At 45.5% G+C, this 23,526-nt stretch carries 20 protein-coding genes; all 20 read left to right on the top strand.

Annotation, left to right across the window (positions count from 1 at the left end):
• Positions 1 to 212 precede the first annotated feature (212 nt).
• The 20 genes from QVP35_RS02115 (at position 213) to QVP35_RS02020 (ending at position 23,423) form a co-directional block, all read left to right on the top strand.
• Positions 213 to 1,556, top strand: coding sequence for a PTS mannitol transporter subunit IICB (locus tag QVP35_RS02115; RefSeq protein ID WP_006566075.1), 1,344 nt, complete (start codon positions 213 to 215; stop codon positions 1,554 to 1,556).
• A gap of 20 nt (positions 1,557 to 1,576) precedes the next feature.
• Positions 1,577 to 2,851 carry an alcohol dehydrogenase catalytic domain-containing protein gene (locus QVP35_RS02110; protein ID WP_009288964.1) on the top strand — a complete coding sequence of 425 codons (1,275 nt, stop codon included), beginning with the start codon at positions 1,577 to 1,579 and terminating at the stop codon, positions 2,849 to 2,851.
• Between the two features lie 52 nt (positions 2,852 to 2,903).
• Complete coding sequence (locus tag QVP35_RS02105) at positions 2,904 to 3,779, top strand: class II fructose-bisphosphate aldolase (RefSeq protein ID WP_006566073.1); 876 nt, start codon at positions 2,904 to 2,906, stop codon at positions 3,777 to 3,779.
• 46 nt (positions 3,780 to 3,825) lie between these two features.
• Positions 3,826 to 5,916 (top strand): BglG family transcription antiterminator, encoded by a 2,091-nt coding sequence (locus tag QVP35_RS02100; RefSeq protein WP_006566072.1) that lies wholly within the window; start codon positions 3,826 to 3,828, stop codon positions 5,914 to 5,916.
• Positions 5,913 to 6,362: a PTS sugar transporter subunit IIA gene (locus QVP35_RS02095; RefSeq protein WP_022260743.1), complete on the top strand. Its 450-nt coding sequence runs from the start codon at positions 5,913 to 5,915 to the stop codon at positions 6,360 to 6,362. The genes QVP35_RS02100 and QVP35_RS02095 overlap by 4 nt, the downstream gene beginning before the upstream one ends.
• Before the next feature lie 139 nt (positions 6,363 to 6,501).
• On the top strand, positions 6,502 to 7,296 hold the full coding sequence (locus tag QVP35_RS02090; RefSeq protein ID WP_009288962.1) for a Cof-type HAD-IIB family hydrolase: 795 nt from the start codon (positions 6,502 to 6,504) through the stop codon (positions 7,294 to 7,296).
• A complete protein-coding gene (locus tag QVP35_RS02085; protein ID WP_006566068.1) occupies positions 7,290 to 7,946 on the top strand; it encodes an HAD family hydrolase in 657 nt (218 codons plus the stop codon). The genes QVP35_RS02090 and QVP35_RS02085 overlap by 7 nt, the downstream gene beginning before the upstream one ends.
• Before the next feature lie 25 nt (positions 7,947 to 7,971).
• Positions 7,972 to 8,619 carry an HAD family hydrolase gene (locus tag QVP35_RS02080; protein WP_009288961.1) on the top strand — a complete coding sequence of 216 codons (648 nt, stop codon included), beginning with the start codon at positions 7,972 to 7,974 and terminating at the stop codon, positions 8,617 to 8,619.
• A 193-nt stretch (positions 8,620 to 8,812) separates the two neighbouring features.
• Positions 8,813 to 10,534 carry a ComEC/Rec2 family competence protein gene (locus QVP35_RS02075; RefSeq protein WP_022260741.1) on the top strand — a complete coding sequence of 574 codons (1,722 nt, stop codon included), beginning with the start codon at positions 8,813 to 8,815 and terminating at the stop codon, positions 10,532 to 10,534.
• 104 nt (positions 10,535 to 10,638) lie between these two features.
• Entirely contained in the window at positions 10,639 to 11,718 is a 1,080-nt protein-coding gene (locus QVP35_RS02070) for a polyamine ABC transporter substrate-binding protein (RefSeq protein ID WP_006566065.1), read from the top strand.
• A gap of 19 nt (positions 11,719 to 11,737) precedes the next feature.
• A complete protein-coding gene (locus QVP35_RS02065) occupies positions 11,738 to 12,085 on the top strand; it encodes a P-II family nitrogen regulator (protein ID WP_009288959.1) in 348 nt (115 codons plus the stop codon).
• A 19-nt stretch (positions 12,086 to 12,104) separates the two neighbouring features.
• Complete coding sequence (locus QVP35_RS02060; RefSeq protein ID WP_022260740.1) at positions 12,105 to 13,232, top strand: ABC transporter ATP-binding protein; 1,128 nt, start codon at positions 12,105 to 12,107, stop codon at positions 13,230 to 13,232.
• A complete protein-coding gene (locus QVP35_RS02055) occupies positions 13,207 to 14,064 on the top strand; it encodes an ABC transporter permease (protein ID WP_009288957.1) in 858 nt (285 codons plus the stop codon). Before QVP35_RS02060 ends, QVP35_RS02055 begins: the two co-directional genes overlap by 26 nt.
• Before the next feature lie 12 nt (positions 14,065 to 14,076).
• Positions 14,077 to 14,877 (top strand): ABC transporter permease, encoded by an 801-nt coding sequence (locus QVP35_RS02050; RefSeq protein WP_022260739.1) that lies wholly within the window; start codon positions 14,077 to 14,079, stop codon positions 14,875 to 14,877.
• 59 nt (positions 14,878 to 14,936) lie between these two features.
• Positions 14,937 to 15,179 carry a FeoA family protein gene (locus QVP35_RS02045; RefSeq protein WP_009288955.1) on the top strand — a complete coding sequence of 81 codons (243 nt, stop codon included), beginning with the start codon at positions 14,937 to 14,939 and terminating at the stop codon, positions 15,177 to 15,179.
• Positions 15,176 to 17,155 carry a ferrous iron transport protein B gene (feoB, locus tag QVP35_RS02040; RefSeq protein WP_009288954.1) on the top strand — a complete coding sequence of 660 codons (1,980 nt, stop codon included), beginning with the start codon at positions 15,176 to 15,178 and terminating at the stop codon, positions 17,153 to 17,155. Before QVP35_RS02045 ends, feoB begins: the two co-directional genes overlap by 4 nt.
• A gap of 84 nt (positions 17,156 to 17,239) precedes the next feature.
• Positions 17,240 to 18,046 carry an alpha/beta hydrolase gene (locus QVP35_RS02035; protein WP_009288953.1) on the top strand — a complete coding sequence of 269 codons (807 nt, stop codon included), beginning with the start codon at positions 17,240 to 17,242 and terminating at the stop codon, positions 18,044 to 18,046.
• A 186-nt stretch (positions 18,047 to 18,232) separates the two neighbouring features.
• Positions 18,233 to 21,199, top strand: a complete 2,967-nt coding sequence (locus QVP35_RS02030) for a LamG-like jellyroll fold domain-containing protein (protein ID WP_022260738.1) — start codon at positions 18,233 to 18,235, stop codon at positions 21,197 to 21,199.
• Positions 21,200 to 21,335: 136 nt separating this feature from the next.
• Complete coding sequence (locus tag QVP35_RS02025) at positions 21,336 to 22,538, top strand: DNA polymerase Y family protein (protein WP_009288951.1); 1,203 nt, start codon at positions 21,336 to 21,338, stop codon at positions 22,536 to 22,538.
• Positions 22,539 to 22,718: 180 nt separating this feature from the next.
• Positions 22,719 to 23,423 carry a C39 family peptidase gene (locus QVP35_RS02020; protein ID WP_022260737.1) on the top strand — a complete coding sequence of 235 codons (705 nt, stop codon included), beginning with the start codon at positions 22,719 to 22,721 and terminating at the stop codon, positions 23,421 to 23,423.
• The last annotated feature ends 103 nt before the right edge of the window (positions 23,424 to 23,526 follow it).

Genomic DNA, 23,526 nt, shown 5'->3' with positions numbered 1-23,526 from the left:
TTCAGCAATTCATAATGTTATCATGCCAGAGGACCTTGTTCAAGAACGTCACTTTTGGCTTTTTTTTCGTACACAAACTATATATCCCCATAAATTTTGACAGGATTCATTCATGCCAAGGTTGAATTGCTTGGGCAACTATTTGTTCTGAACATCCTTTATAATAAAAGCATACCAACAATGCAATCTTTTTAAGAAAGGAGAGAGACATTATGAAACAGCAAGTACAGAAGTTCGGACGTTTTTTGAGCGGCATGGTGCTGCCCAACATCAGTGCGCTGATCGCATGGGGATTTTTCACCGCGATCTTCCTGCAGGGAGGGTGGTTCCCAAATGAAAAGATGGCAGCCGTGATCAGTCCTATGCTTAACTATCTCATTCCGGTCCTGATGGGCTATACCGGAGGAAAGATGGTGTACGGAACAAGAGGAGCAGTCGTCGGTGCAGTGGCAACCTTCGGCATCATCATCGGAGGCTCCATCCCGATGTTCCTCGGAGCAATGATCGCAGGACCTCTTGGAGGATGGCTTGTGAAAAAGCTGGACGGTCTGCTGAAAGACAAGATTCCGACAGGTTTTGAGATGCTTTATGACAATTTTTCCGCAGGAATCCTCGGAATGATTCTCGTAATGCTCTGTTTCTGGATTATGGGGCCGCTCGTAGAGGGAGCCAGCAATGCCCTTGGAAACGGAGTAAAGGCAATCGTAGACGCGGGAATGCTGCCGCTGGCATCTGTTATCATTGAGCCGGCAAAAATTTTATTTTTAAATAACGCCATTCAGTATGGCGTGCTGACACCGCTTGGTCTTGCAGACGCGGCTGAAGCCGGAAAATCCATCTACTTTCTGCTGGAAGGCAACCTGGGGCCTGGACTCGGAGTACTCCTTGCATGCTGGTTTTTCGGAAAAGGAGAAGCAAAGAGTTCTGCTCCGGGTGCTATCATTATTCAATTCTTCGGCGGAATCCATGAACTTTACTTCCCCTATGTACTTATGAAGCCTGCCCTGATCATCGCGGTAATCCTGGGAGGCAGTGCAGGAATACTTACCAACTCCTTATTGGGCAGCGGTCTTGTGGCGGCGGCGACACCGGGAAGTATTTTTGCCTATATGGCCATGGCTCCGAAAGGCGGGGCGCTTCCGGTGCTGGCAGGTATTGCTGCGGCTACGGCAGTATCTTTTATCGCTGCTTCCATTATTTATAAGCGCTCTAAAGATGATGAGGAAGAGGGCAGCTTCCAGAGTTTTGACCCATTGGATCTGTCTCTGGACGGCGGGGTAAAGAAGATCGTCTTTGCCTGTGATGCGGGAATGGGCTCCAGCGCCATGGCAGCGGCTACTTTGACGAATAAGCTGAATAAGGCCGGAATCAATATTAAAGTGGCTCACACATCTGTGGATGAGATACCAGAGGACGCAGAGATTATTCTTACTCACACAAGCCTTGCGGACAGGGCAAAATCTTATAACAGTACGGCACGGATCATTGCGGTTTCCAACTTTGTTGAGGCACCGGAATATGACCGGCTGGTGGAAGAACTGAAAAAGCAGCAGTAAATGTATGGGGAGGAAATCGTATGCGTGTGAAAATGGCTTCTCTATATGGGAAGAAAGATATCAGGATCAGAGAGACAGAGTTGCCGGACTTAAGAGACGATGAAATATTGATCAAAGTCATGTCCAACGGGATCTGCTTTTCGACCTACAAAGCAGCCATGAAAGGCGAAGAGCATTTAAGAGTTCCCGAAAACGTGCATGAGACCCCGGTGGTTACTGGCCATGAAATGGCCGGTATCATTGAAAAAGTAGGAGAAAAATGGAAAGGGCAGTATAAAGAAGGAACGTCCTGTTTTTTACAGGCTGGGATTCGGTACAAGGGAAGTGAGGACGCACCGGGTTATTCCTTTGAATTTTTCGGGGGAAATGCGACTTACACGATCATTCCGGGAGGCTATATTGAATCCGGATGTCTTCTGACTTATGAAGACGACTATTTTGCTTTTGCTTCCATGGGAGAGCCTGTATCCTGCATCATCAGCGCGTTTCATACATGTATCCATGATTATATGGAAGATATGTTTGTCTATGACAATATTCATGGAACAAAGGAAGGCGGAAATCTGCTTCTGATGGCATCCTGCGGACCTATGGGGATCGGAGCCATTGACTATGCGGTACACGGACCTGCAAGGCCAAAGAAACTGGTAGTTACGGAGATCAATGAAGAGCGGCTTAAAAGGGCAGCACAGCTGATCAGTCCAAAAGAAGCATCGGATTACGGAGTGGAACTTATTTATGTGAATCCTGAGGATTTGGACAATGAAGAACAGGAATTAAGACAGCTGTCCGGGGGAAAGGGCTATGACGACATCATGGTATTTGCGGCATCAGAACGTCTTGTAGAGCTGGGCAGCAGCCTTCTTGCCGTCAACGGATGCCTGAACTTTTTTGCCGGCCCGACCGATGAGCAGTTTAAGGCGAGAGTCAATTTCTACGACATTCATTACAGGAGGACCCACTATGTCGGCAACAGCGGCGGAAATTTAGACGATATCCGGGAAATGTTCGATTTGTCCAGAGAAGGACTGATCACACCGGAGTATATGATCACGCATGTGACGGGACTTTCAGAGGTGCCGGAGATCATTTTAAATCTGCCGGATATTCCGGGCGGAAAGAAACTTGTATATCCTCATGTGGATCTGCCCCTTATGGCACTCGCTGATTTTGAAAAGCAGGCAGATGAAGATCCGGTTTATAAAAAAATTGCGGGCATTTTGAAAGCAAACCACGGGGTGTGGTGCAAAGAAGCCGAGCAGGTATTATTTGCCGAAAAATGGATCGGTGATTGAAGTATTTTCCAATGCAGCAGTAAAAGATTTCGGGTAAAATGGAGGAAGAGACATGTTAGTAAATTTACAGAACATATTAAAAGAGGCGGAAGAAGGAGGGTACGCAGTTCCCTGCTTCAATGTTCCCAACTTTGAGATGGCGAGAGCGGCTGTGGATGCTGCCAGTGAACTTTCTGTGCCGGTGATTATCGGCCACGTCCAGGTTCATGACGGTCTGATTCCAATCGAAAATATCGGTCCCCAGACGGTGGAGTATGCAAAAAGGGCATCGGCTCCTGTATGTGTACATTTGGATCACGGCATTGACATGAGTTTTGTTATGAGAGGGATTCGGTGCGGATATTCCAGCATCATGTATGACTGCAGTGACCTTCCTTTTGAGGAAAATGTCACGAGAATCCGGGAATTTACCGAGGCGGCCCACGAGATGGGGCTCTCCGTGGAGGCAGAACTTGGAACCATGAGCAGTACGGCGGAGGATTCCCACGGCGGGCCGAGACTCCTTGGAAGAGATGAGATTAAAAAGACCTTCACCGACCCGGATATGGCAGCCGAGTTCGCAGAAAGAACCGGTGTGGATGCCCTTGCCGTATGTTTCGGAACGGTGCACGGAATCTATGCGGAGGAACCGATGCTCGATATTGCGCGGGTGAGAGAAATCCGAAGCAAGATGCCAAAGAGCACAAGGCTGGTCATGCACGGAGGCTCCGGCGTGGATCAGGAACAAGTGGCTGAAGCAATCAAAGCGGGGATTACAAAGATCAATTACCATTCCTACTGGTCCAAAGCAGCCTCCATGCATGTTTATGAGAAATTAAAAGAGACACAGGGGGATATGTTTTATCATGAGGTACAGGAGGAAGCGTACCGGAAATTAAAAGAAGATGCAAAAGAAGTACTTTTGAGGTTCAGGGGCGGAAGAGACTAGAGAACAGAAATTACAAGTCTCCTGAAAAAAGGGTCAGGTGAGAGAGATGGATCAAACGTTTTTTTCTCTTCGGCAGATAAAGCTGTTTCAGATTCTGCTCGGGCAGGATCAGTATCTGCCGATGGATCAGGCAGCAGAGAGACTTGGAGTCAGTACGAGGACCCTGTTTCGGGAAATTCAGGGGATCAACCGGGAACTTGGAGGGCTTTCAGTATATCTGGAGACAAAAACAGGAAAAGGAATCCGGCTGTCCGGTGACCGGGAAAGTTTTGCCGGCTGCCTGGAGGAAATCTCTAAGAGAGATTCTTCTCTGTTTTATTATACAAAAGAACAGCGGCGGGCACTGCTGACCATCGAATTTTTAAAAAGAAAACATATTGAAAAACTGGGATACTATGCATATAAACTGATGGTATCCGAAGCGACAATCAGCAATGACATCCAGGCTGTCAGGCCCTGGTTTCAAAAACACAGTCTGGCGCTGGAAAGGAAAGCAGGTCTTGGCATTACCGTGACCGGAGAAGAAGAAAATTTCCGAAGCGCGATCATTGACTTTCTCAATGAAAAACTGATGAGGGCAGATGTGGAGCAATTCCAGGACAGCAGAGGAGAATTCCGTGCTCTGGAATATTTCCAAAACCTTGGAAAGAACAGCAATATGGATCTGCTGAATGAAGAGATTCTTGACAAAGTCATAAAGATACTGAAGAAATGTGAAGATGAGTTTTTGAGCCGGATCACCAGGCACTCCTATATCGGACTTGTCATCCATCTGGTCATTGCCATTGAACGGCTCCTTTCCGGCAAAACGATCACGATGGAAGAAGAACTGCTTCGTGCATTAAAGGAAGATCCCTACTATAAAAAAGCAAAAGAGCTGACTGCGTATTTTGAAGAAGAGTTTCATATCGAAGTGCCGGAATCGGAGTCGGCCTATGTATTCATGCATTTAAAAGGCGCAAGAATGAAATATGCGGTGGAAAAGCAGGACGAACTGACGAAGATGCTGGATGAGTATGACTGTATGATCGTAGCGGATGATCTCATCGCAGCATTCGGGCGCCTGATGGGAGATGATTTCAGCCAGGACAAAGTACTTTACCAGGGACTGGCGTCCCATCTGAGAGCCACACTGCACCGCCTGAATTATCATATGAGGCTTGAAAATCCTCTTTTAGACCAGATAAAAGAAGACTTCAGGGATATCTTTGCCATATGCAAGTCTGTGTGCAAAGTCATGGAGACAAAATATCATCTGGAAGTCAATGAAGATGAGATCGCCTATCTGTCCTTTCATTTCGGAGCGGCAATTGAGAGAAAGAAAGCACAGATTAAACAGTCTGTCATTCTGAATGTTGCAGTCGTCTGTGCCAGCGGGATCGGCATTTCCAGTTTTCTGTCCTCCAGTATTAAGAGCCGTTTTGCGGGGACAGTCAGAGTCAGCCCGCTGTCTGTGGAACAGGTGGCATTGCGGGAAGCGGAAGGAATGGACATTATCATTTCCACGTTAAAGCTGCCCGACCAGGGAATACCGGTTATGGAAGTCGGGGCTCTGTTAAAAGAAGAGGACTTCGGCAGAATGCAGGCTTACTTTGAAATACTGAAGGAGCAGAAGATACAAAAGAAGATCCCGGATGTAAAGAATATTCGCAGGGCAGTATGCCCGGATATTGTAGAAAATCTCCGGATCTATCCGGCAGATGCATCAGAAGGGAAAGAGGAGGTTTTAAGAAAACTTCTCGGACATACAGACATGGGAGAGAAGCAAAAAGACCGGTGCCTGGAAGCGGTGATGGAGAGAGAAAAAGACGGACCGGTGGCATTAAAGGACCGTAAATTTCTGATTTTCCACTGTAATATTCCGGGAAACAATACACCGGTCCTTATGTTTTTTACATTGGATCACAAAAAGGGGACACATCCGGATTTTCAGGACTTTGACAAAGGTGCGCTGATGATCGTGGATAAAAAACAGGATAAGAAGACAAGAGATACGCTGGCCGTTATTTCTGAAGGGTTTGTCAATGATGAGAGAATTCTTGAATCCCTTGAAAAGAAAGATCCAAAAGCACTCAGATGTCAGATCAGGGAGTATTTGGAGCGTGCAAAACAAGAAGGAGATGAGGGATTGTTATGATGCAAAAGGACAAGAGCAGGAAACCTGTGCTCATAAAGGAAAATATCGTGCTGGACTGTAAGGCGGTGACGCCGGAGGAAGCCATTATCCATGCCGGAGAACTATTGCTGAGAAGCGGATACATAAAGAGCGGGTACATCAGCGGCATGCTTTCACGGGATGAAAATTTTTCTGTTTATCTTGGAAATATGCTTGCGATTGCCCATGGAGAGAAAGGTGTCAGAGACCAGATTCTTGGAACGGGGATGTCTGTTTTGATCTGTCCGGACGGTATCGACTGGCATGGGAATCTGGTCAAGATCGTTATGGGGCTTGCGGCTATTGGGGATGAGCATATGGAACTTCTGATGCACTGCGCAAATATTTTCAGTGACAGGGAACGGGTGGAACGGCTGGTGAGATGCCGGGACAGAGACCGGGTTTACAGGATGTTCGGAGGAATATAGAAAAACTATCGCAGGGCGGCGTTGAATTTAGAGTCTTGATATGATAGCATTAGCTATGGTATCAGGGCTCTTATATTTTGCAGAGATTATGAAAGATACCATTTTACAGCGACAACTATTGTTCATAGAAAGGATGCCCATGATTAGACTAATTGCAACAGATATTGACGGAACTCTGGTAGAAGAAGCAGCTATGAATCTGAATCCTGAATACTTCGATGTGATCCGGGAGTTCAGAAAACGGGGAGTTCTGTTCGTAGCAGCCAGCGGACGTCAGAGAAATAGCATTGAGCGTTTTTTTGAACCGATCAAAGATGATATTATTTTCCTGTCCGAAAATGGCGCATGCATTACATCCAGAGAATATAAACATGTGGATGTGATGGACCCATTTATCGTCAAAAGCATAATGGAGGATGCAATGGAGATTCCCGGATGTACCTGTGCTCTGAACGACGGAGAGACCAGCTATTTTGACTCCGAAATGCTCTACCGCCATATGAAGGACGACTATGGATACAATGCGGTGATGGTGGATGATTTATTTAAAGTGGAAGCAGGGGTCTGCAAAGTTTCTGTGTTCCACAACCGGAATGCGGAAGATGCGGTAGGAAAAGATTTTTATGATAAATGGGGAGGCAGGATCTACGTTGCCAGCGCAGGAGAAAAGTGGGTAGACTGTATGAACCTTGGAGTAAATAAAGGAAACTCTTTGAAGCGTTTTCAGGAACATTACAATATCTCGGCAGATGAGACGCTGGCTTTCGGCGATAACATCAATGATATCGAGATGCTGAAACGGGCTGCCCACAGCTTTGCCGTGGCCAACGCCAGGGAAGAGGTAAAAGAAGCTGCAAATTTTGTGACAGATTCTAATAGAGAAGACGGTGTATTGAAGGTGTTAAAAGCAGTGCTTAGGGGGGAATTATGTTAGAAGCAGTTATTTTTGATATGGACGGAGTTATTGTAGATTCTGAACCGGGTTACTATAAAGCCTTGCTGAGGCTTCTGGATGAATTTGATGCATATGTGGATGAGGAGTATAATGCACGGTATTTCGGGACTACGATGGAAAAGCTGTTTACGGATACCATTGAGTATTTGAAACTGGATACGACTGTTGACTATTGTATTCGGCGATTCTTTGAGATTTATGAAGAAGTGGTCAGGGAAGAAGGATTTACACCGATCAAAGGGTCATTGGAGCTGATCCGTGCGCTTCATGAGGAGGGAATCCCCACAGCAGTTGCATCATCGTCTCCGATGGATCACATCGTACGGATCACTGAGAATTTAGGAGTTATTGACTGCTTTCACGCACTGGTGACAGGGGAAGATTGTGAACACTCTAAACCTGATCCGGAAGTCTTTTTAAAGGCAGCAGGTCAGCTTGGAATTAATCCAAAACATTGTGCTGTGGTGGAGGATTCCGTCAACGGTGTTTTGGCGGGCAGCCGGGCAGGCATGAAGGTTCTTGGTTTCAGCAATCCTGAATACGGAAGTCCGGCACACGAAAGGGCACACAAAGTTGTTCGGTCCATGGAAGATGTGGATGTGAGTACTTTGAGAGGATTATTTCATTAAAATACACAGATGGAGAGGAAATAGAGTGGAAGCAGTTATTTTTGACATGGACGGAGTGATCGTAGATACAGAACCCGGCTTTTATATTGTGGCTAATCAGTTTCTGGAGCGTTATGGAAAAAGTATTACTAAAGAATATTTTGAACAATTTTTCGGCGGCGCATCAGAGTACATGTGGAAGACAACGACTCAAATGCTTGGACTGGATATTCCTGTAGAGGAATGTCTGAAGGGTACACACGAAATCCGGGAACAGCGAATCAGGGAAGAAGGCTATGAGCCTATCGAAGGCACACTGGACTTGATCCGGGAACTCCACAGTCAGGGAATTCCTTTGGCGGTGGCGTCATCTTCTTCCAAGCAGGAGATTGAGAGAGTGATGGATTATTTTGAAATCACTCATTGCTTTCGGGCACTGGTCAGCGGAAAAGACTGCGAACATCCCAAACCGGCTCCGGATGTATTTTTAAAGACGGCCCGGAAGCTTTGCATAAAGCCGGAACAGTGTCTGGTGATTGAGGATTCCAACAACGGAGTCACGGCTGCCAAGAGTGCGGGAATGAGTGTCATCGGATTCCGGAATTTAGAGGTTGCAAATCAGGAACTGAGACCTGCAGACCATGTGGTGACTTCTATGAAAGACATTACTCTGGAATTGTGCAGAAGTTTTTAAAAATTTATATAGGCAAACTAAATCTCTCCAAAGATGTTTGGGGAGATTTATTTATTACAAAATTGTGACGATATATTGAATATATATTAAAAATGTGTTATATTAAAGCCGAAATAGAGTAAATTACTTACAAGATATGTTTCAAGGTTCTGGAACAGTTTACCAGAGAAGACAATAAGAAAAGAGGTTTATTATGAAAGCGGGCATGAAAAAATGTATCAGTTACTTGCTGACAGCAGTGTTTGTTATCTCGGCTGTATTGTCAGCGGGAGGACTGCAGAAAAAGCAGGTCCGGGCGGCAGAAAAATTTCAGATTCATTTTATAGATGTGGGTGCAGCCGATGGAGCGCTGCTTCAATATGGGGAAGGCAGCAGTGCAGAGTATGCCTTGATAGACACCGGGGCTGATTATTATACTACAACAAAAGGGGAGCAGATCCCCACAAAAGACTGGGCATATAATTATCTCATAGAAAAGGGCATCAAGAAGCTTAAATTTATCCTTTTAACCCATCCGCACAGGGATCACATCGGAGGACTTGAGAGAATCCTTCGGGAAGATGATATAGAAGTAGAAAAAATCTACGGAAATAACCGAAATCTTACCTATTCCGGGGCGGATGGGAATAACAAAGAATTCGACAAAGAATTTTATAAGGAGACATTGGCGGCGATCGATTCTTATGCTGACAGAAATGGGAAGGGTGAGAACTTTTATGAAGTTCCTGTCATGGGCAGTACAATCAATATCGGAAACGCCCGTGTGCAGTTTTACGGTCCGGCGGATGAGTCAAATTATCAGTATGGAAGAGCTGTAAATTTAGATATTCGTGAAATTAATAAGCGTTCCATCGTGTGCAAGATCACAAACGGAAAAAATACATTTCTTATGACCGGAGACGCACAGAGACAGACGATAGAAGCCGCAGTAAAAAAAGGATACAATTTGTCAGCCCAAGTGCTGAAAGTTCCCCATCACGGTATGCAGGATGTGACAGAAGACAATAAAATCGGAAAAGATTATCCGTCTGACCACAAATATTTATTTGATAAAGCAAATGCCTCAATTTCTGTCGTCAGCAATGGTTATGACAACGATAATGAATCACCGCTTCCAAGAGTATTGAAGGAATTGGCGGGTTCAGATGTCTATCTGACCAGTAACCGAGGTACGATCATTGTATCTTCCGACGGAACAAACCTGTCTGTTAAGACAGAAAAAGGAAATAGTGCACCGAGTTACGCAGGCGATTATAACCCGGCAAAGAAAGCATCACCGACGATGAAAAGCGTCAGCGTATCCAGCAACGGAAAGAACAAACTGGTGCCGACGACTTACAGTGCGGCCAACAGCTATAAGCTTTACGAAAAGAAAAATGTGACGGTTAAATTTTCAGGGACGCCTCAGCCGTTTACGAAAGTAAAGAGCGTCCAGTATAAGTTTGTCAAAAAAGGCGTGGACAACCGGACAGTTCCTTACCGCAGCGGAAGTTCTGTGGCAGTAAAGAACGGATCGGTGGGAAGAATTTATGTAAAATACAATACATGGCTCGGCTCCACCGTCATCAAGCTTCCGGGATTTACGGTCGATACTTCTGCACCTTCCAGTGCAAAGATCAAAGGCAGCAAGTCAGGCATCAAGACTTATAAGACATCTGCGAAAAACCGCTATAACAAGAAGTATAAGAAGTCTATTAAACTGACATTTTCTGCCTCTTACGGGACAAGCGGGAAGTCCAAAGTCCAGTATAAGATCGTCCCCAAGGGCAAGAAAAATACAAAGTATAAATGGAAAACAGGAAACAGTGTGACGTATAAGAAAAAAAAGAAATGGGTCCGCGTTTATGTGAAGTTTACCGACAAATCAGGAAATACGACTACGAGAAAAACAAACGGATTTTATATTAAAAAATAATAGACAAATGAAAAAAGATGGTAGATAATAGGATAGAAAGAATGAATGTCGTCAGTGTAAGCTGACGGCATTTTAAATATGGAAGATTATAAAGGAGAAGTGATATGAGAAAAACAAAAGTAACAGTCCTGCTGCTTCTGATGGCACTTACCGTATCTTTGCTGGCCGGATGCGGCGGGAAGGAAGAAGAAAAAACAAAAGACGGATATGCAAAGAAATTGTACCTGTATAATTGGACAGAATATATCCCGCAGAGTGTGATGGATGGATTTGAGAAGGAATATGGCATCAAAGTTGTGGAATCCACATTTACGTCCAACGAAGAGATGCTTGCCAAGCTGACGGCCGGAGGGACCGGACAGTATGACATGACCATCGCCAGCAATTATGTGATCGATGCCATGAAAGAACAGGACCTGATCGAGCCGATCCAAATGGATCAGGTGAAAAATGTGAAGTATCTGGACAAAAGCACGCTGAACCAGCCATTTGATAAAAACAATGAATACACGATTCCATATATGACTTCATTTACAGTGCTGTGTGGAAACAAAAAGAAGTTAAAAGAGCTGGGTGTGGATATCAAAAGTTTTAATGATCTGACCAACCCGAAACTAAAGAATAATATTGTGCTTGTAGATGATATAAGGGAAATTGCCGCTATGGCGCTGAAAGTTAAAGGATACAGCTCCAGTACCACAAAGGAAGATGAGATTATGAGCACACTGCCGTGGCTTAAGAAGCTGGCGAAAAATGTGAAGGTCTATGATGCTGATGCACCGAAAAGCGTAATGATCTCCAATGACGTGGCAGTCGGTCTCATGTACAGTATGGATGCGGCTATGGCTATTGAAGAGAATAAAGACCTGGACGTGATATATACAAAAGAGCCTGCCCAGAAATGTCTGGACAATTTTGTAATCATCAAGGGGGCAAAGCATGCTAAAGAGGCAAGGCTGTTCATCGATTATGTTTTACGGCCTGAAAACTATAAAAAAGTTCTGGATGAGTACTATGGCGTATGCATCAATAACGGAACAAAGAAGCTGCTGGATGACCATTATCTGAAAAATCCCGGTGCAAATGTCGATCGGAAAGAGTTAAAAAGGGCAGAATATATTGATGATGTAAAGGATGCGGCGAGCATCTATGACGATCTGTATACGAAATTAAAGACAGAGTAAATAAATGGGAGGAATGAGTATGAAAGCGATGAAACGTCTGGATATTATCATCCGTCCGGAGAAATTAGAAAAGTTAAAAGAGATACTGGAAAAGAAAGACTATTCGGGCATGACCGTATTCACGGCAATGGGATGCGGATATCAGGAAGGCTTTATCCCTGAATTTGAGGAGATGAATTTTGAGATCAATCTGCTGCCGAAGGTTGTCGTGATGGTTGTCGTGTGGGAAGAAGACGTGGAGGATCTGCTGGGAGCTATCCATGAGGAACTGGCCACCGGACAGGTGGGAGACGGAAGGGTCTTTATATCCCCGGTGGACGATGTGATGCGCATCCGCACCGGAGAACGGGGCGCTGAAACTTTATAGAAGGGTGGTGGAAACTTCGTTGAAAAATATCATCGTACGCTTAAGAGACATAGAAAAAAACTACGGAGGAAAATCTGTCATTGATCATCTGAATCTGGATGTGGCACAGGGTGAATTTTTGACCCTCCTCGGTCCGTCAGGCTGCGGAAAAACGACGACGCTTCGGATGATCGGAGGTTTTGAAGATACGGACGGCGGACAAATTTTTCTGGAAGATAAAGACGTGGCCGGCAAAGCGCCGAATCACCGGAATGTGAACACGGTGTTTCAGAGCTATGCGCTGTTTCCTCACATGAACGTTTTTGACAATGTGGCTTTTGGTCTTGTGGAAAAAAAGGTGCCGAAAGCGGAAATCAAAAAACGGGTGGATGAGATGATTGAATTGGTTCAGCTTCAGGGGATGGAAAAGAGGATGCCGTCTCAGATGTCCGGCGGACAGAAACAGAGAGTTGCCATCGCCAGAGCGCTGGTGAACCGGCCAAAGGTGCTTCTTCTGGATGAGCCGCTGGGAGCTCTGGATTTAAAATTGAGAAAGCAGATGCAGTTTGAACTGAAAGAACTGCAGAAAAAGCTGAAGATCACATTCATTTACGTGACACACGACCAGGAAGAAGCACTGACTATGAGCGACCGGATTGCAGTTATGAATGAGGGAAGGATCGAACAGCTGGGGACTCCGGTCGAGATCTACAATCACCCTAAGACAAAATTTGTAGCTGATTTTATCGGGGAGTCCAATATTTTTGAAGCTTACATTGAGGAGAAGAAGGGAAACAGGATTTCTCTCGTGATGGAGTCCGGGAAAGTGGAACTTGACGCTCCGGATTTTGAATACGATGAGATGGTCTATGTATGTGTACGGCCGGAGAATATGAAAGCGTCCATGGAACCCAGGGATGGATTTACCCTGAGAGGGACTGTGATGGAACATATTTTTGTTGGTTCCACTATAAAGACCATCATAGAACTTCCCAGCAGTCAGCTGGTCAAGATGACAAATCCTCCGGAAGACGAAGTAATCCCGGTGGGTACCAACGTATATCTTTACTGGCTTCCCAAAAAAGCTGTGGTTATGCACACACGGGAAGACCGGGTCTATGAGATTATAGAGGGGGCCGGAAATGAAAATGAAAAAGAAGAGCAATAAGATACCGTTTCTGGCAACCGTATCGCCGGCTATCATCTGGCTTATTTTATTTTTGGTGCTGCCGCTTTTGTATATCGTGGGCATCAGCTTCATGAAAAAGGGGCTTTACGGGGGTGTGATTCAGACCTTTGATCTGACAGCCTATAAGACTATGTTCCAGTCGAAGTATATGAAAATCCTGTTAGACTCACTGTGGCTGTCATTGAAGACTACCGGGCTCTGCCTGCTGTTTGGCTATCCTTTTGCCTATATCATTTCAAATACAAAGAAAAAATGGAAACCGTTTTGTGTCCTGCTGATCATGCTGCCTTTCTGGATCAATTCTCTGATCCGAACTTACGGATGGAACAGTATCCTCCGGGAGCAGGGAATATTAAATACACTCCTGATGCAGCTGGGAATCATAAAACAGCCGCTTCAGATGCTCTATACAGACGGGGCAGCCCTGCTGGGTATGGTGTATGCGCTGATCCCGTTTACAGTGCTGCCGCTGTATTCTTCCATTGAAAAGCTTGATCATTCCCTTTTGGAGGCGGCCAGCGATCTGGGAGCATCCAAGGTACATGTGTTCCGAAAAGTCATACTTCCCCTCACGATGCCGGGGATTTTCGCGGCATCGGTTCAGACCTTTATTCCGTCTCTGGGATACTTCTTTATCACAGATATGATGGGAGGAGCCACCACGATGAACATTGGAAATGTGATCAAGAACCAATTCCTGACTGCGAGAAACTGGCCTCTCGGAGCGGCGCTTGCGATCGCGCTCATCGCAGTTACCATCGTTATTATGAGGCTGTATACACGGGTCGGAAGCATAGAAGATATGGTATAGGAGGAATGAGCAATGAAAAAGAAAAAGATTGGATTCCGCCCTTTGGCACTGTGCTATGCATGTCTTTTCTATCTGTTTTTATATTTGCCGATCGCTGTGGTCGTTGTATTTTCCTTTAATACATCTCAGCTGAATGTGACCTTTCAGGGTTTTACATTCGAGTGGTATGGAAGGATGTTTGAAAATGTCCAGCTGATGCAGTCGTTTTTCAACACGCTGATCGTAGCGGCTGTCAGCACCCTGCTTTCCGTGATTCTTGGGACACTGTGTGCCGTGGGTATGTATCGTTTTAAATTCAGAGGAAGGGAGACTGTCAGCAATCTGCTGTATATTCCCATCGTGATTCCGGAGATCGTGCTCGGAATTGCTATGCTGGCATTTTTTACATTGGTGAAAATACAGATGAGTATGGTTACCCTGATTATTTCTCATGTGACGTTTTCCATGCCCTTTGTAGTTATCACAGTGCGGTCGAGGCTTGCGGGCTTCGATCCTTCCGTGGAGGAGGCGGCAAGAGACCTGGGGGCAAATGACTGGAGAATCTTTCGCAGGGTAACGCTGCCGATGATCCTGCCGGGGGTTTTATCCGGAGCCATGCTGGCGCTCACGATGTCGCTGGATGACGTAGTGGTCAGCTTTTTCACAACCGGGCCGGACAGCATGACACTTCCGATCAAGATCCTCGGAATGGTGAGAAAGGGAGTGTCGCCGGACGTCAATGCGCTCTCGACGCTGATGATCCTTGGGACGGTCCTTATTATGCTGGCCGCAACATTTTTTGAGATGAGAATGGAAAAGAAAGAAGAAGCTTGACACAGAGCTTTATATGACGTACTATTTTGTTGAGAACAATTATCAAAATGGAGCGAAAGATGAGATTAACAGAGACAAATCCAGGTAATCAGTATCTGGTGGAAGAAATCCAGCTGGAACTTGCAACGAAACGCCGTCTGGAATCTCTCGGCATGACGGAAGGTTCTAAAATTAACGTGATGCGGAAGAAGCGCAACGGGGCTGTGATCATTAAGATCAGAGGGACCCGATTTGCTCTCGGAAGAGAGATTGTTATGGGGATCAAGGTCAGGGACCGTGCAGGAAAGAGGGATTTATCATGAGTGCAGAGGAATTGCAGGTCGGATTCGTGGGAAATCCGAACTGCGGAAAGACTACGTTATTTAACGCCTATACCGGGGCCAAGCTTAAAGTGGCAAACTGGCCTGGTGTCACGGTGGAAAAGAAAGAAGGGGCTTTAAAATACCACAATCACATGTACAGGCTGGTGGACCTTCCCGGTATCTACAGCCTGACGTCCTATACAATGGAAGAAAAGCTGTCCAGGGAATATATACTTCAGGATGATGTGGATGTCATCGTTGATGTGGCAGATGCATCTGCGCTGGAACGCAATCTTTATTTGACTTTATGCCTGATCGAGCTTGGAAAACCTGTGATTCTGGCTTTAAATATGATGGATATTGTCAAGGAGCGGGGAATGGAGCTGGACCTCCACCGGCTTCCTGAGGTGCTGGGGATTCCGGTGGTGCCGGTTTCCGCCCGGAAAAAGACCGGTCTGGAAGTGCTCATGCATGCGGTAGCCCATCACAAGGTAGAGGGCAATGACCGCCAGGTCTTTGACTATCCTGACAGGATCGAGGAAAAGATTACAAAGATCAGACTGCGGCTGAAGGAAAAATATCCGGATATGCAGAACAGCCGGTGGTATGCAATAAAACTTCTCGAACAGGACGAGGAAGTCACACAAAAGTACGGAACTCTTGTGGAAGGGATTGTGGACAGGTCCTATGAGAATGATATTATCAATGAAAAATATCACTTTATTGAGCGGGTTATGGCTGAAGTTTTGGTCAACAAAGAAAAGAAGGAAGCATTTACCGATAAGATCGACAATGTCCTGACGCATCCGGTCATGGGAATTCCTATCTTTCTTGGCATTATGGCCGTGGTATTTTTCCTGACATTTACGGTCGGAGATTTCTTAAAAGGATATGTCGAGATGATGATCGACTATGTCAGCGGGTACATAATAGGCGGACTTGAAAGTCTGGGAGCGGGAGCGTGGGTGATCTCCCTCATGAAGGACGGAGTATTTGCCGGAGTGGGAGGCGTACTTTCTTTTGTACCGAATATCTTTATTCTGTTTTTGAGTCTGGGACTTCTGGAGGACAGCGGATATATGTCCAGAGTCGCATTTGTCATGGACAGCGTTATGGACAAACTGGGCCTCTCCGGAAGGGCATTTATTCCGATGCTTCTGGGATTCGGATGCAGCGTGCCGGCAGTCATGGCATCAAGGGCTCTGGAAGATGAAAGGGACCGGAAGAGGACGATCATGCTGATCCCGTTTATGTCATGCAGTGCAAAGCTTCCTATTTACCTCGTGTTTTCCCAGCTGTTTTTTGGAAAAGCCGCCATGTTAGTGGCTTATTCCATGTATATCCTGGGGCTGGTTCTGGGGATTTTTGTGGCGTTTGTCCACAGTAAGATGCTCAAAGGAAGTGTAAAACAGCCGCTTCTGATCGAACTGCCGGAATATAAGACGCCAAATAAGCGGACGATTGCTATCTATGTGTGGAGCAAGCTGAAAGATTTCCTCTCAAAGGCGGGAACGACGATCTGTGCCGCATCCATCGTCATGTGGGTGCTGCTCAATCTGAATCATACAGGGCTGGTCAGCGACATGAGTCAGAGTTTTGGGGCTTCTTTTGGAAAATTTTTAGTGCCTCTGCTGGCCCCGGCAGGTCTTGGACTCTGGCAGATCGCAGTCATGCTGATTTCAGGGCTGGCGGCCAAGGAAGTGGTGGCATCAAGCTTTATGGTCCTGTTTCAGGTATCATCGTCTTCGGACGCAAATATTGTGCACATGCTGTCCGGAATGGGCTTCACTTCGCTGAATGCTTACTGCCTGCTGGTGTTCTGCCTTCTGTATACACCTTGTCTTGCAACCGTCATGACCATAAGAAAAGAGACAGAGTCCACCCGGTGGACGCTGGGGCTGGTCGCTTTTCAGATGGTGTTTGCGTGGGCCGTGGCAGTCATTATTTTTCAGACAGGCAGTCTTCTGCTGGGCTGACAGGAAAGAATATCCTTTCCAATGGTATAAAATTGTATTAAAATAAATACAAACAAGGAAACCAGCCACGATGGGAGGTATGCCATGAGAAAGGAATTTACATTTCACACATCTGACGGGACAGGTCTTTATATGGTTCAGGATGTGACAGCACCGCCGAAGGCCGCAGTGATCATTGTTCACGGTCTCTGCGAGCATTTAGGAAGGTATGAGTATCTGACGGAACGGCTCTGTGAGCGCAATCTGATGGTCTACCGGTTTGATCACAGGGGACATGGAAAATCAGAAGGAAAAAGAGTCTACTATGACCGTTTTGAGACGATCAGCGATGATGTCAATGAAGTGGCGGAGCGTGTAAAAAGCCACAACGAAGGGCTTCCTCTGTTCATCATAGGGCACAGCATGGGCGGCTATGCGGTTTCCTGTTTCGGGGTTAGATATCCGGGAAAGGCAGACGGAATCATCCTTTCCGGCGCACTGACCAGATACAATACCAAATGTGCGGGAGAACTTCCGCTTTCCGTGCCGGGAGACACTTATGTACCCAATGCACTGGGTGACGGGGTGTGCAGCGATCCGGAAGTCGTGGAGGCATACAACAACGATCCTCTGGTAGAGAAGGAAATTTCTGCGGCGCTTTTAAACAGCATTTATGAAGGAGTGGAATGGCTGAAAGAGAACAGCGGAAAGTTCACCGATCCTGTACTGATCCTTCACGGGGCCAACGACGGGCTGGTCAGTGAAAAGGATTCCAGGGAACTGTTTGGGGATATTTCCTCTGAGGATAAGACGCTTAAGATTTATGCGAAACTTTTTCATGAAATTTATAATGAAGTGGAGAAAGAAGAAGTCATCGACGATACGCTGTTTTGGATTGAAAAACATTTATAATTGTGGGAAACCGAAAGATCTTTTGTTAAACGCAAAAGATCTTTTTTTACATTCAACGTGTATTTTTTCCAAATCTTTTAAGGAAGTTTAACTCTTTGCCGGCTGATGGAGTCTTAAAAACCTTCTACAATGAAAGAGGCTTTTGAGTGCTTTACAGAAAACTGGAGAGAAAAAGGAGATGGAAACATGTTAAGAAAAATAAAACGGGCAGCGGCTTGTGCCATGTCAGCAGTGCTTTTGTCGGCAGGAACTTTGGCTCCTGTAAAAGCCGCGTCATGGACAGCACCCCAGCAGACAGAATGGCAGGAGCTTTCCAGAGACAATGTAAAAGTCCGGTTTGCAGTAGGGAGTGACCTGCACATCGGAAGAAATGAGGATGCATCGGAAAAATTAAGAAATGCTTTTGATGCATTTTATCAGACGGACAGCCAGCTGGATGCGGCCATTTTTGTGGGAGATATAACGAATAATGGGGCTGAGGGGGAATATACGAAACTCATCGATATTCTCAACAATAAACTGAAAGATCACACGAAGCTAGGAATGATGATGGGGAACCACGAATTCAACACCGCATCCGGAGCTGTAGACCGCTATAAGGCGGCAATGTCCAAACTGAAGCAGGGTGTGAACCGGCAGGATACGAATAACAATATCACAGTCGGTGACGGTTACCATATCATTACAATGAGTGCTAAGAATTATGGGGGAGATTATACAGACAATTATGAATGGCTGAAGCAGCAGCTTGAGGAGGCTGCAGCCGAAGATCCGGAAAAACCTATATTTCTGGCTCAGCACCATGGATTTAAAGATTCAGCTTATGTGACCAATGAATGGTATGGAGAATTTGGGAAAATTAATGAACTGTTGAAACAATATCCACAGGTCATTGATTTCTCAGGACATTCCCACGCCACATTAAACGATCCGCGTTCCATTAATCAGGATCTTGGTTTTACGGCGATTCAGGATGGAACTATAGGAGCTTATTTTGAAAATGAGTCTGGAAAGATGGAGGGGACCATACCGGCAGACAGTGAGAATGCCTCTCAGGCACTGATGGTGGAAGTTGACGACAAGAACCAGGTGACGATCAGGAGAATGGATCTGAATGCAGGAAAATATATCGGGAAGCCCTGGAACTTAGATATTCCAGAACTGGTGAAGCATAAGTCTTTTCCTTATACGACAGAGAAGAGGACCAGTGAAAGTGCTGTTCCGTCTTTTCCTGCAGGAGCGAAAGCAGAAGCATCCAATATAAAAGATGCTTCTGCAGATATTACCTTTACTCAGGGACAGAACGAAGATAAGAATGACGATGGCTGGATTCACTCTTACAGGATCAAGGCAGTTAATAAAGGAACCGGAAAAACAGATGTGGATAAGCTGACTTTTTCTGACTACTATATGCCGCCGATGAAGAGGGAACTCACAAAGACGATTACCGGATTGTCAGATGATACGGAATATAGAATCGAGATTACGGCGATAAATCCTTTCCAGAAGGAAAGCACACAGAAACTTACGGCGGATATCAAGACCCCGTCTCTGCTCACGGAAGAAGAACTCAATAAAACGGCTCCAAAGGCAGATCTGCTGGATGTTGATTTCGCAGGCGGGACAGCGTCTGATCAATCCGAAGCAGGGCATACGGCGGTCAGGAAAGGAGCTCCTGTCATCGCTTACAACGATATTCTTGGAAAGAAAACCGCCAAGTTTGACGGCAGTTCCGCATTCGCATTTCATTTCAGAACGGATGAGTATACAAAAATGCAGAAAGGCTTCACAATGGAATGTATGATGAAGCTGGACAGCGAGGGGAATCCGTTTTCTGACCAGGAAAGTGCAGGGGCAGGCTTTGAATTAAATTCTGACGGAAAGACTCTGGAATTCTGGTCCAGACACGGCGGCAATTATAAAAAGCCGACGGCACAGATTGATACTGCTAAGTGGGTTCACGCAGCGGCAACTTATGACGGGTCTGTTTTAAAGCTGTATGTGAACGGAAAATTGAAAGATGTGATTTCGGCCCCTGACCAGTGGGTTATTCCAGAAGATGGAGCCAAATACTTTTTTATTGGGTCTGATACAAATAAAAACGGAGAAATCCAAAATGCCGTCAAGGGGGAGATTGCTTCTGCAAGAATCTACAGCAGAGCACTGACCATCGGGGAAATTACAAAACTCTATTGGAAAGAAGCAAAGACTGTCATTTCAGTTGCCGGAGACGCTTCGTTTACTGCAGTGAGGGGAACCTCTTACGCAATTCCCAAGGCATCTGCCCAGATAGCTGCAACGGGTGATTCATCTGCTAAAGTGACAGAAGAAGTCAGAGATTCCAAAGGAAATACGGTGGCCCTGAACAATCATAAATTTACAGTCACAGACACGGCTTATACGATTACATATAAGGCAAATAATGCGGAACTGAAAAAAGAGATAAAAGTCCAGGAACCTGCCGCACCGTCTGCGGATACAAAGAAAACTCTGGAAGAAAAAGAGGGATTCCGCATCTCTGTGAGAAATCAGGATTCCAATGCAGGAATTTCTTATAAGAGCAGTAATCATGCTGTGGCTTCTGTCAGCACTTCCGGGTATGTAACAGCCAGAAAACCGGGAACAGCAGTGATCACAACAACGGTAACGCAAAATCAGAGGATTTATAATTTAAAGACAACAGTCACTGTTGTGAAAAAGCCCTACGTATCTTCAAAGAAAACCATTTATGCCGGAAAGAAGTTCAGAGTCAGCATCCAAAATAAGTATAAAGGGGCAAAGGTCTCTTATAAAACGTCCAAAAAATCCGTTGCAGCTGTCAGCACCTCAGGGACGGTCACCGGAAAGAAAGCAGGGACAGCCTATATTACAGCCGTGGTTGTGCAGAACGGCAGGACTTATACGCTGAAAACAAAAGTGACAGTCAAAGCTTACATTAAAGTAAAGAAGGCATATAAAACTGTAAAAAAGGGACGGAAAGTTACTTTTAAAGCAAAAGCATACGGTACAGGCAAGTCTGTGAAATGGTCCGTTTCAAATAAGCGTGCTTCTATTTCAAAGAATGGAAAGTTTAAGGCGAAGAAAAAAGGAAAAGTATATGTAGTGATGAAATCTGGAAAGATTACGAAGAAATATCTTGTGAAAATAAAATAGTATTGAAACAATGTAAAGCAGAAGCCGGATGGCTGTCCAGAAACCGGAGAAATCCATTTTTGGGCAGCTATTTCACATTGAAAACATATGTTTGGATATGCTATAATTTTCATAACGATGAAAAGGAGAAAGAAGTATGAAATCAAGGATGATCTTTCATATTGATGTCAATTCTGCCTATCTTAGCTGGGAGGCGGTCTATGGGATTTCCGTACGGAAAGATGAGGTGGATTTGAGGGAAGTACCGTCCATCATTGGCGGAGATGAGTCTAAGCGCCGAGGGATCGTACTGGCAGCCTCCATACCCGCCAAGAAAAAGGGAATACGCACAGCGGAGACTGTCCGTGAAGCATTGAACAAATGCCCGGATCTTATCATCCGCCCTCCCTGTCACGGGCTGTATGAAAAGTTCTCTAAAGCTTTTTTAAAAGAGGCGCTGGAGTTTTCACCGGTTCTTGAGAAATTCAGTATAGATGAGGCATTCTTGGATATGACGGAGACGGCAGGGCAGTATGAGAGTCCTTATGAGGCCGCCTGTCTGCTGAAAGACCGGATTTATGAAAAGCTTGGTTTTACGGTCAATATCGGCGTGGCGCCGAATAAACTTCTGGCCAAGATGGCATCCGATTTTGAGAAGCCAAATAAAGTGCATACCTTGTTTCGGGAGGAAGTGCCCAATAAGATGTGGCCTCTGCCTGTAGAAAATCTGCTTTTTGTAGGTCCTGCCACAAAAAAGAAACTTCATAATCTGGGTATCCGGACGATCGGGGAACTGGCACATATAAATCCGGAATTATTAAAGTCCCACATAGGGAACAAACACGGCATACAGATCTATGAATACGCCAATGGAATTGACAGGGCACCGGTAGAAGCCCAGCAGGCTGACAGCAAAGGATACGGCAACAGCATAACACTGCCGTCAGATCTTGATTCATTAGAGGAAGCGGACACGGTTGTATTATCCCTGGCAGAGACCGTTGCCTCCAGGCTCAGAGCCGACCGGGTCAAAGCTTCCTGCATCACGGTGGAGATCAAGGACTGCCAATTTCGCCGAAGTTCCCATCAGAAAAAACTTTTTGCACCTACGGATATTACCAATGAGATCGTGCAGGCGGCAAAGGAACTATACAGGGAGAAATTCCGGGGGACTTCTGTCCGGCTGATCGGTGTGCGTGCCTCGGATATCACAAAAGAAGAGTTTGCACAGATGGATTTCCTGAGTGATAAGAAAAAAGAAAAACTCAGGATGCTGGATCAGTCCATCGATGCCATCAGAATAAAATATGGAAAGGATGCAGTACAGCGGGCCAGGTTCCTGGGCGGGAAAATAGACTGATTCATATATGGACGTTTGTCTTGCAAAGACAGCTGTTTGACGATAAAAGACAACGGATCTCGAAGAAATTTCACGAAAATATTACAAAAGTATTAAAAATAGTACTTGCTTCTTGGAATAAACCTTGTTATACTTCGAATTGTGGGGAAAAATGCGCAAAGAATCGGAGGGAAACAGGGAATGAAGATTCTGAACTTGAAACGCATCATATGTACACTGATGTGCTGCGTTATGTTGGGCATGCTATTTCAGGTGACAAATGTACCGGCGGCAGAGGGAGACAAAAAAGAACTTAATGTAGTTTATTATAATCAGGCGGATTATCCCGGTAAGAAAATCGGGAAGAGCACGATCAAGGCTGCAGGTTGCGGGCCGACCTGTATTGCAGTCTGTTACAGTTCACTGACGGGGAAGAAAGTCAGTGTGCCGAAGATGTGCAAAATTGCCTATAAAAAAGGCTGGTATATCAACGGACAGGGATGTGTCCATCAGGTGATTCCGGGATTGGCAAAAGAATACGGACTGGACTGCAAAGGTCTGGGAACTAATTATGAGGCAATAAAAAAAGCTCTGAAAAACGGGCATCCGGTGGTTGCTCTGGTAGGACCCGGAGACTTTACAAAAAATGGACACTTTATCGTATTGACCAGGATGGTCGGAAAAGATAAGGTAAAGGTTGCCGATGTAGGAAGCCGTGCCAATACAGCCGAGACATGGTCGTTAAAGAAGGTTGTAAGCCAGGGAAAAGAAGGCGCAGATGCCGGAGGACCTTTCTGGGAGATCAGCTATACAGAACCGGAAAAGCAAGTACAGGAAAAAGGAATTGATCACGGTCTGCTGAAGATAGGGAATAAAATTGATCTGAAAAAACATATAGAAAATTAGAAGTATAAAAGCAGATGCTGTTAAGAATTACGGCATCTGTTTTTTTTCTGGAACAGACGAAGTAAAGATGATAAGATATACACACAAGACATACTGTATTCTA

Origin of the sequence: Anaerostipes sp. CAG:276, from assembly GCF_000432215.1 — a bacterium.
Classification (GTDB): Bacteria; Bacillota; Clostridia; order Lachnospirales; family Lachnospiraceae; genus Anaerostipes; species Anaerostipes caccae.
Note: the sequence above shows the minus strand (reverse complement) of the source record. Positions and strands in the feature narration are given on the sequence as shown.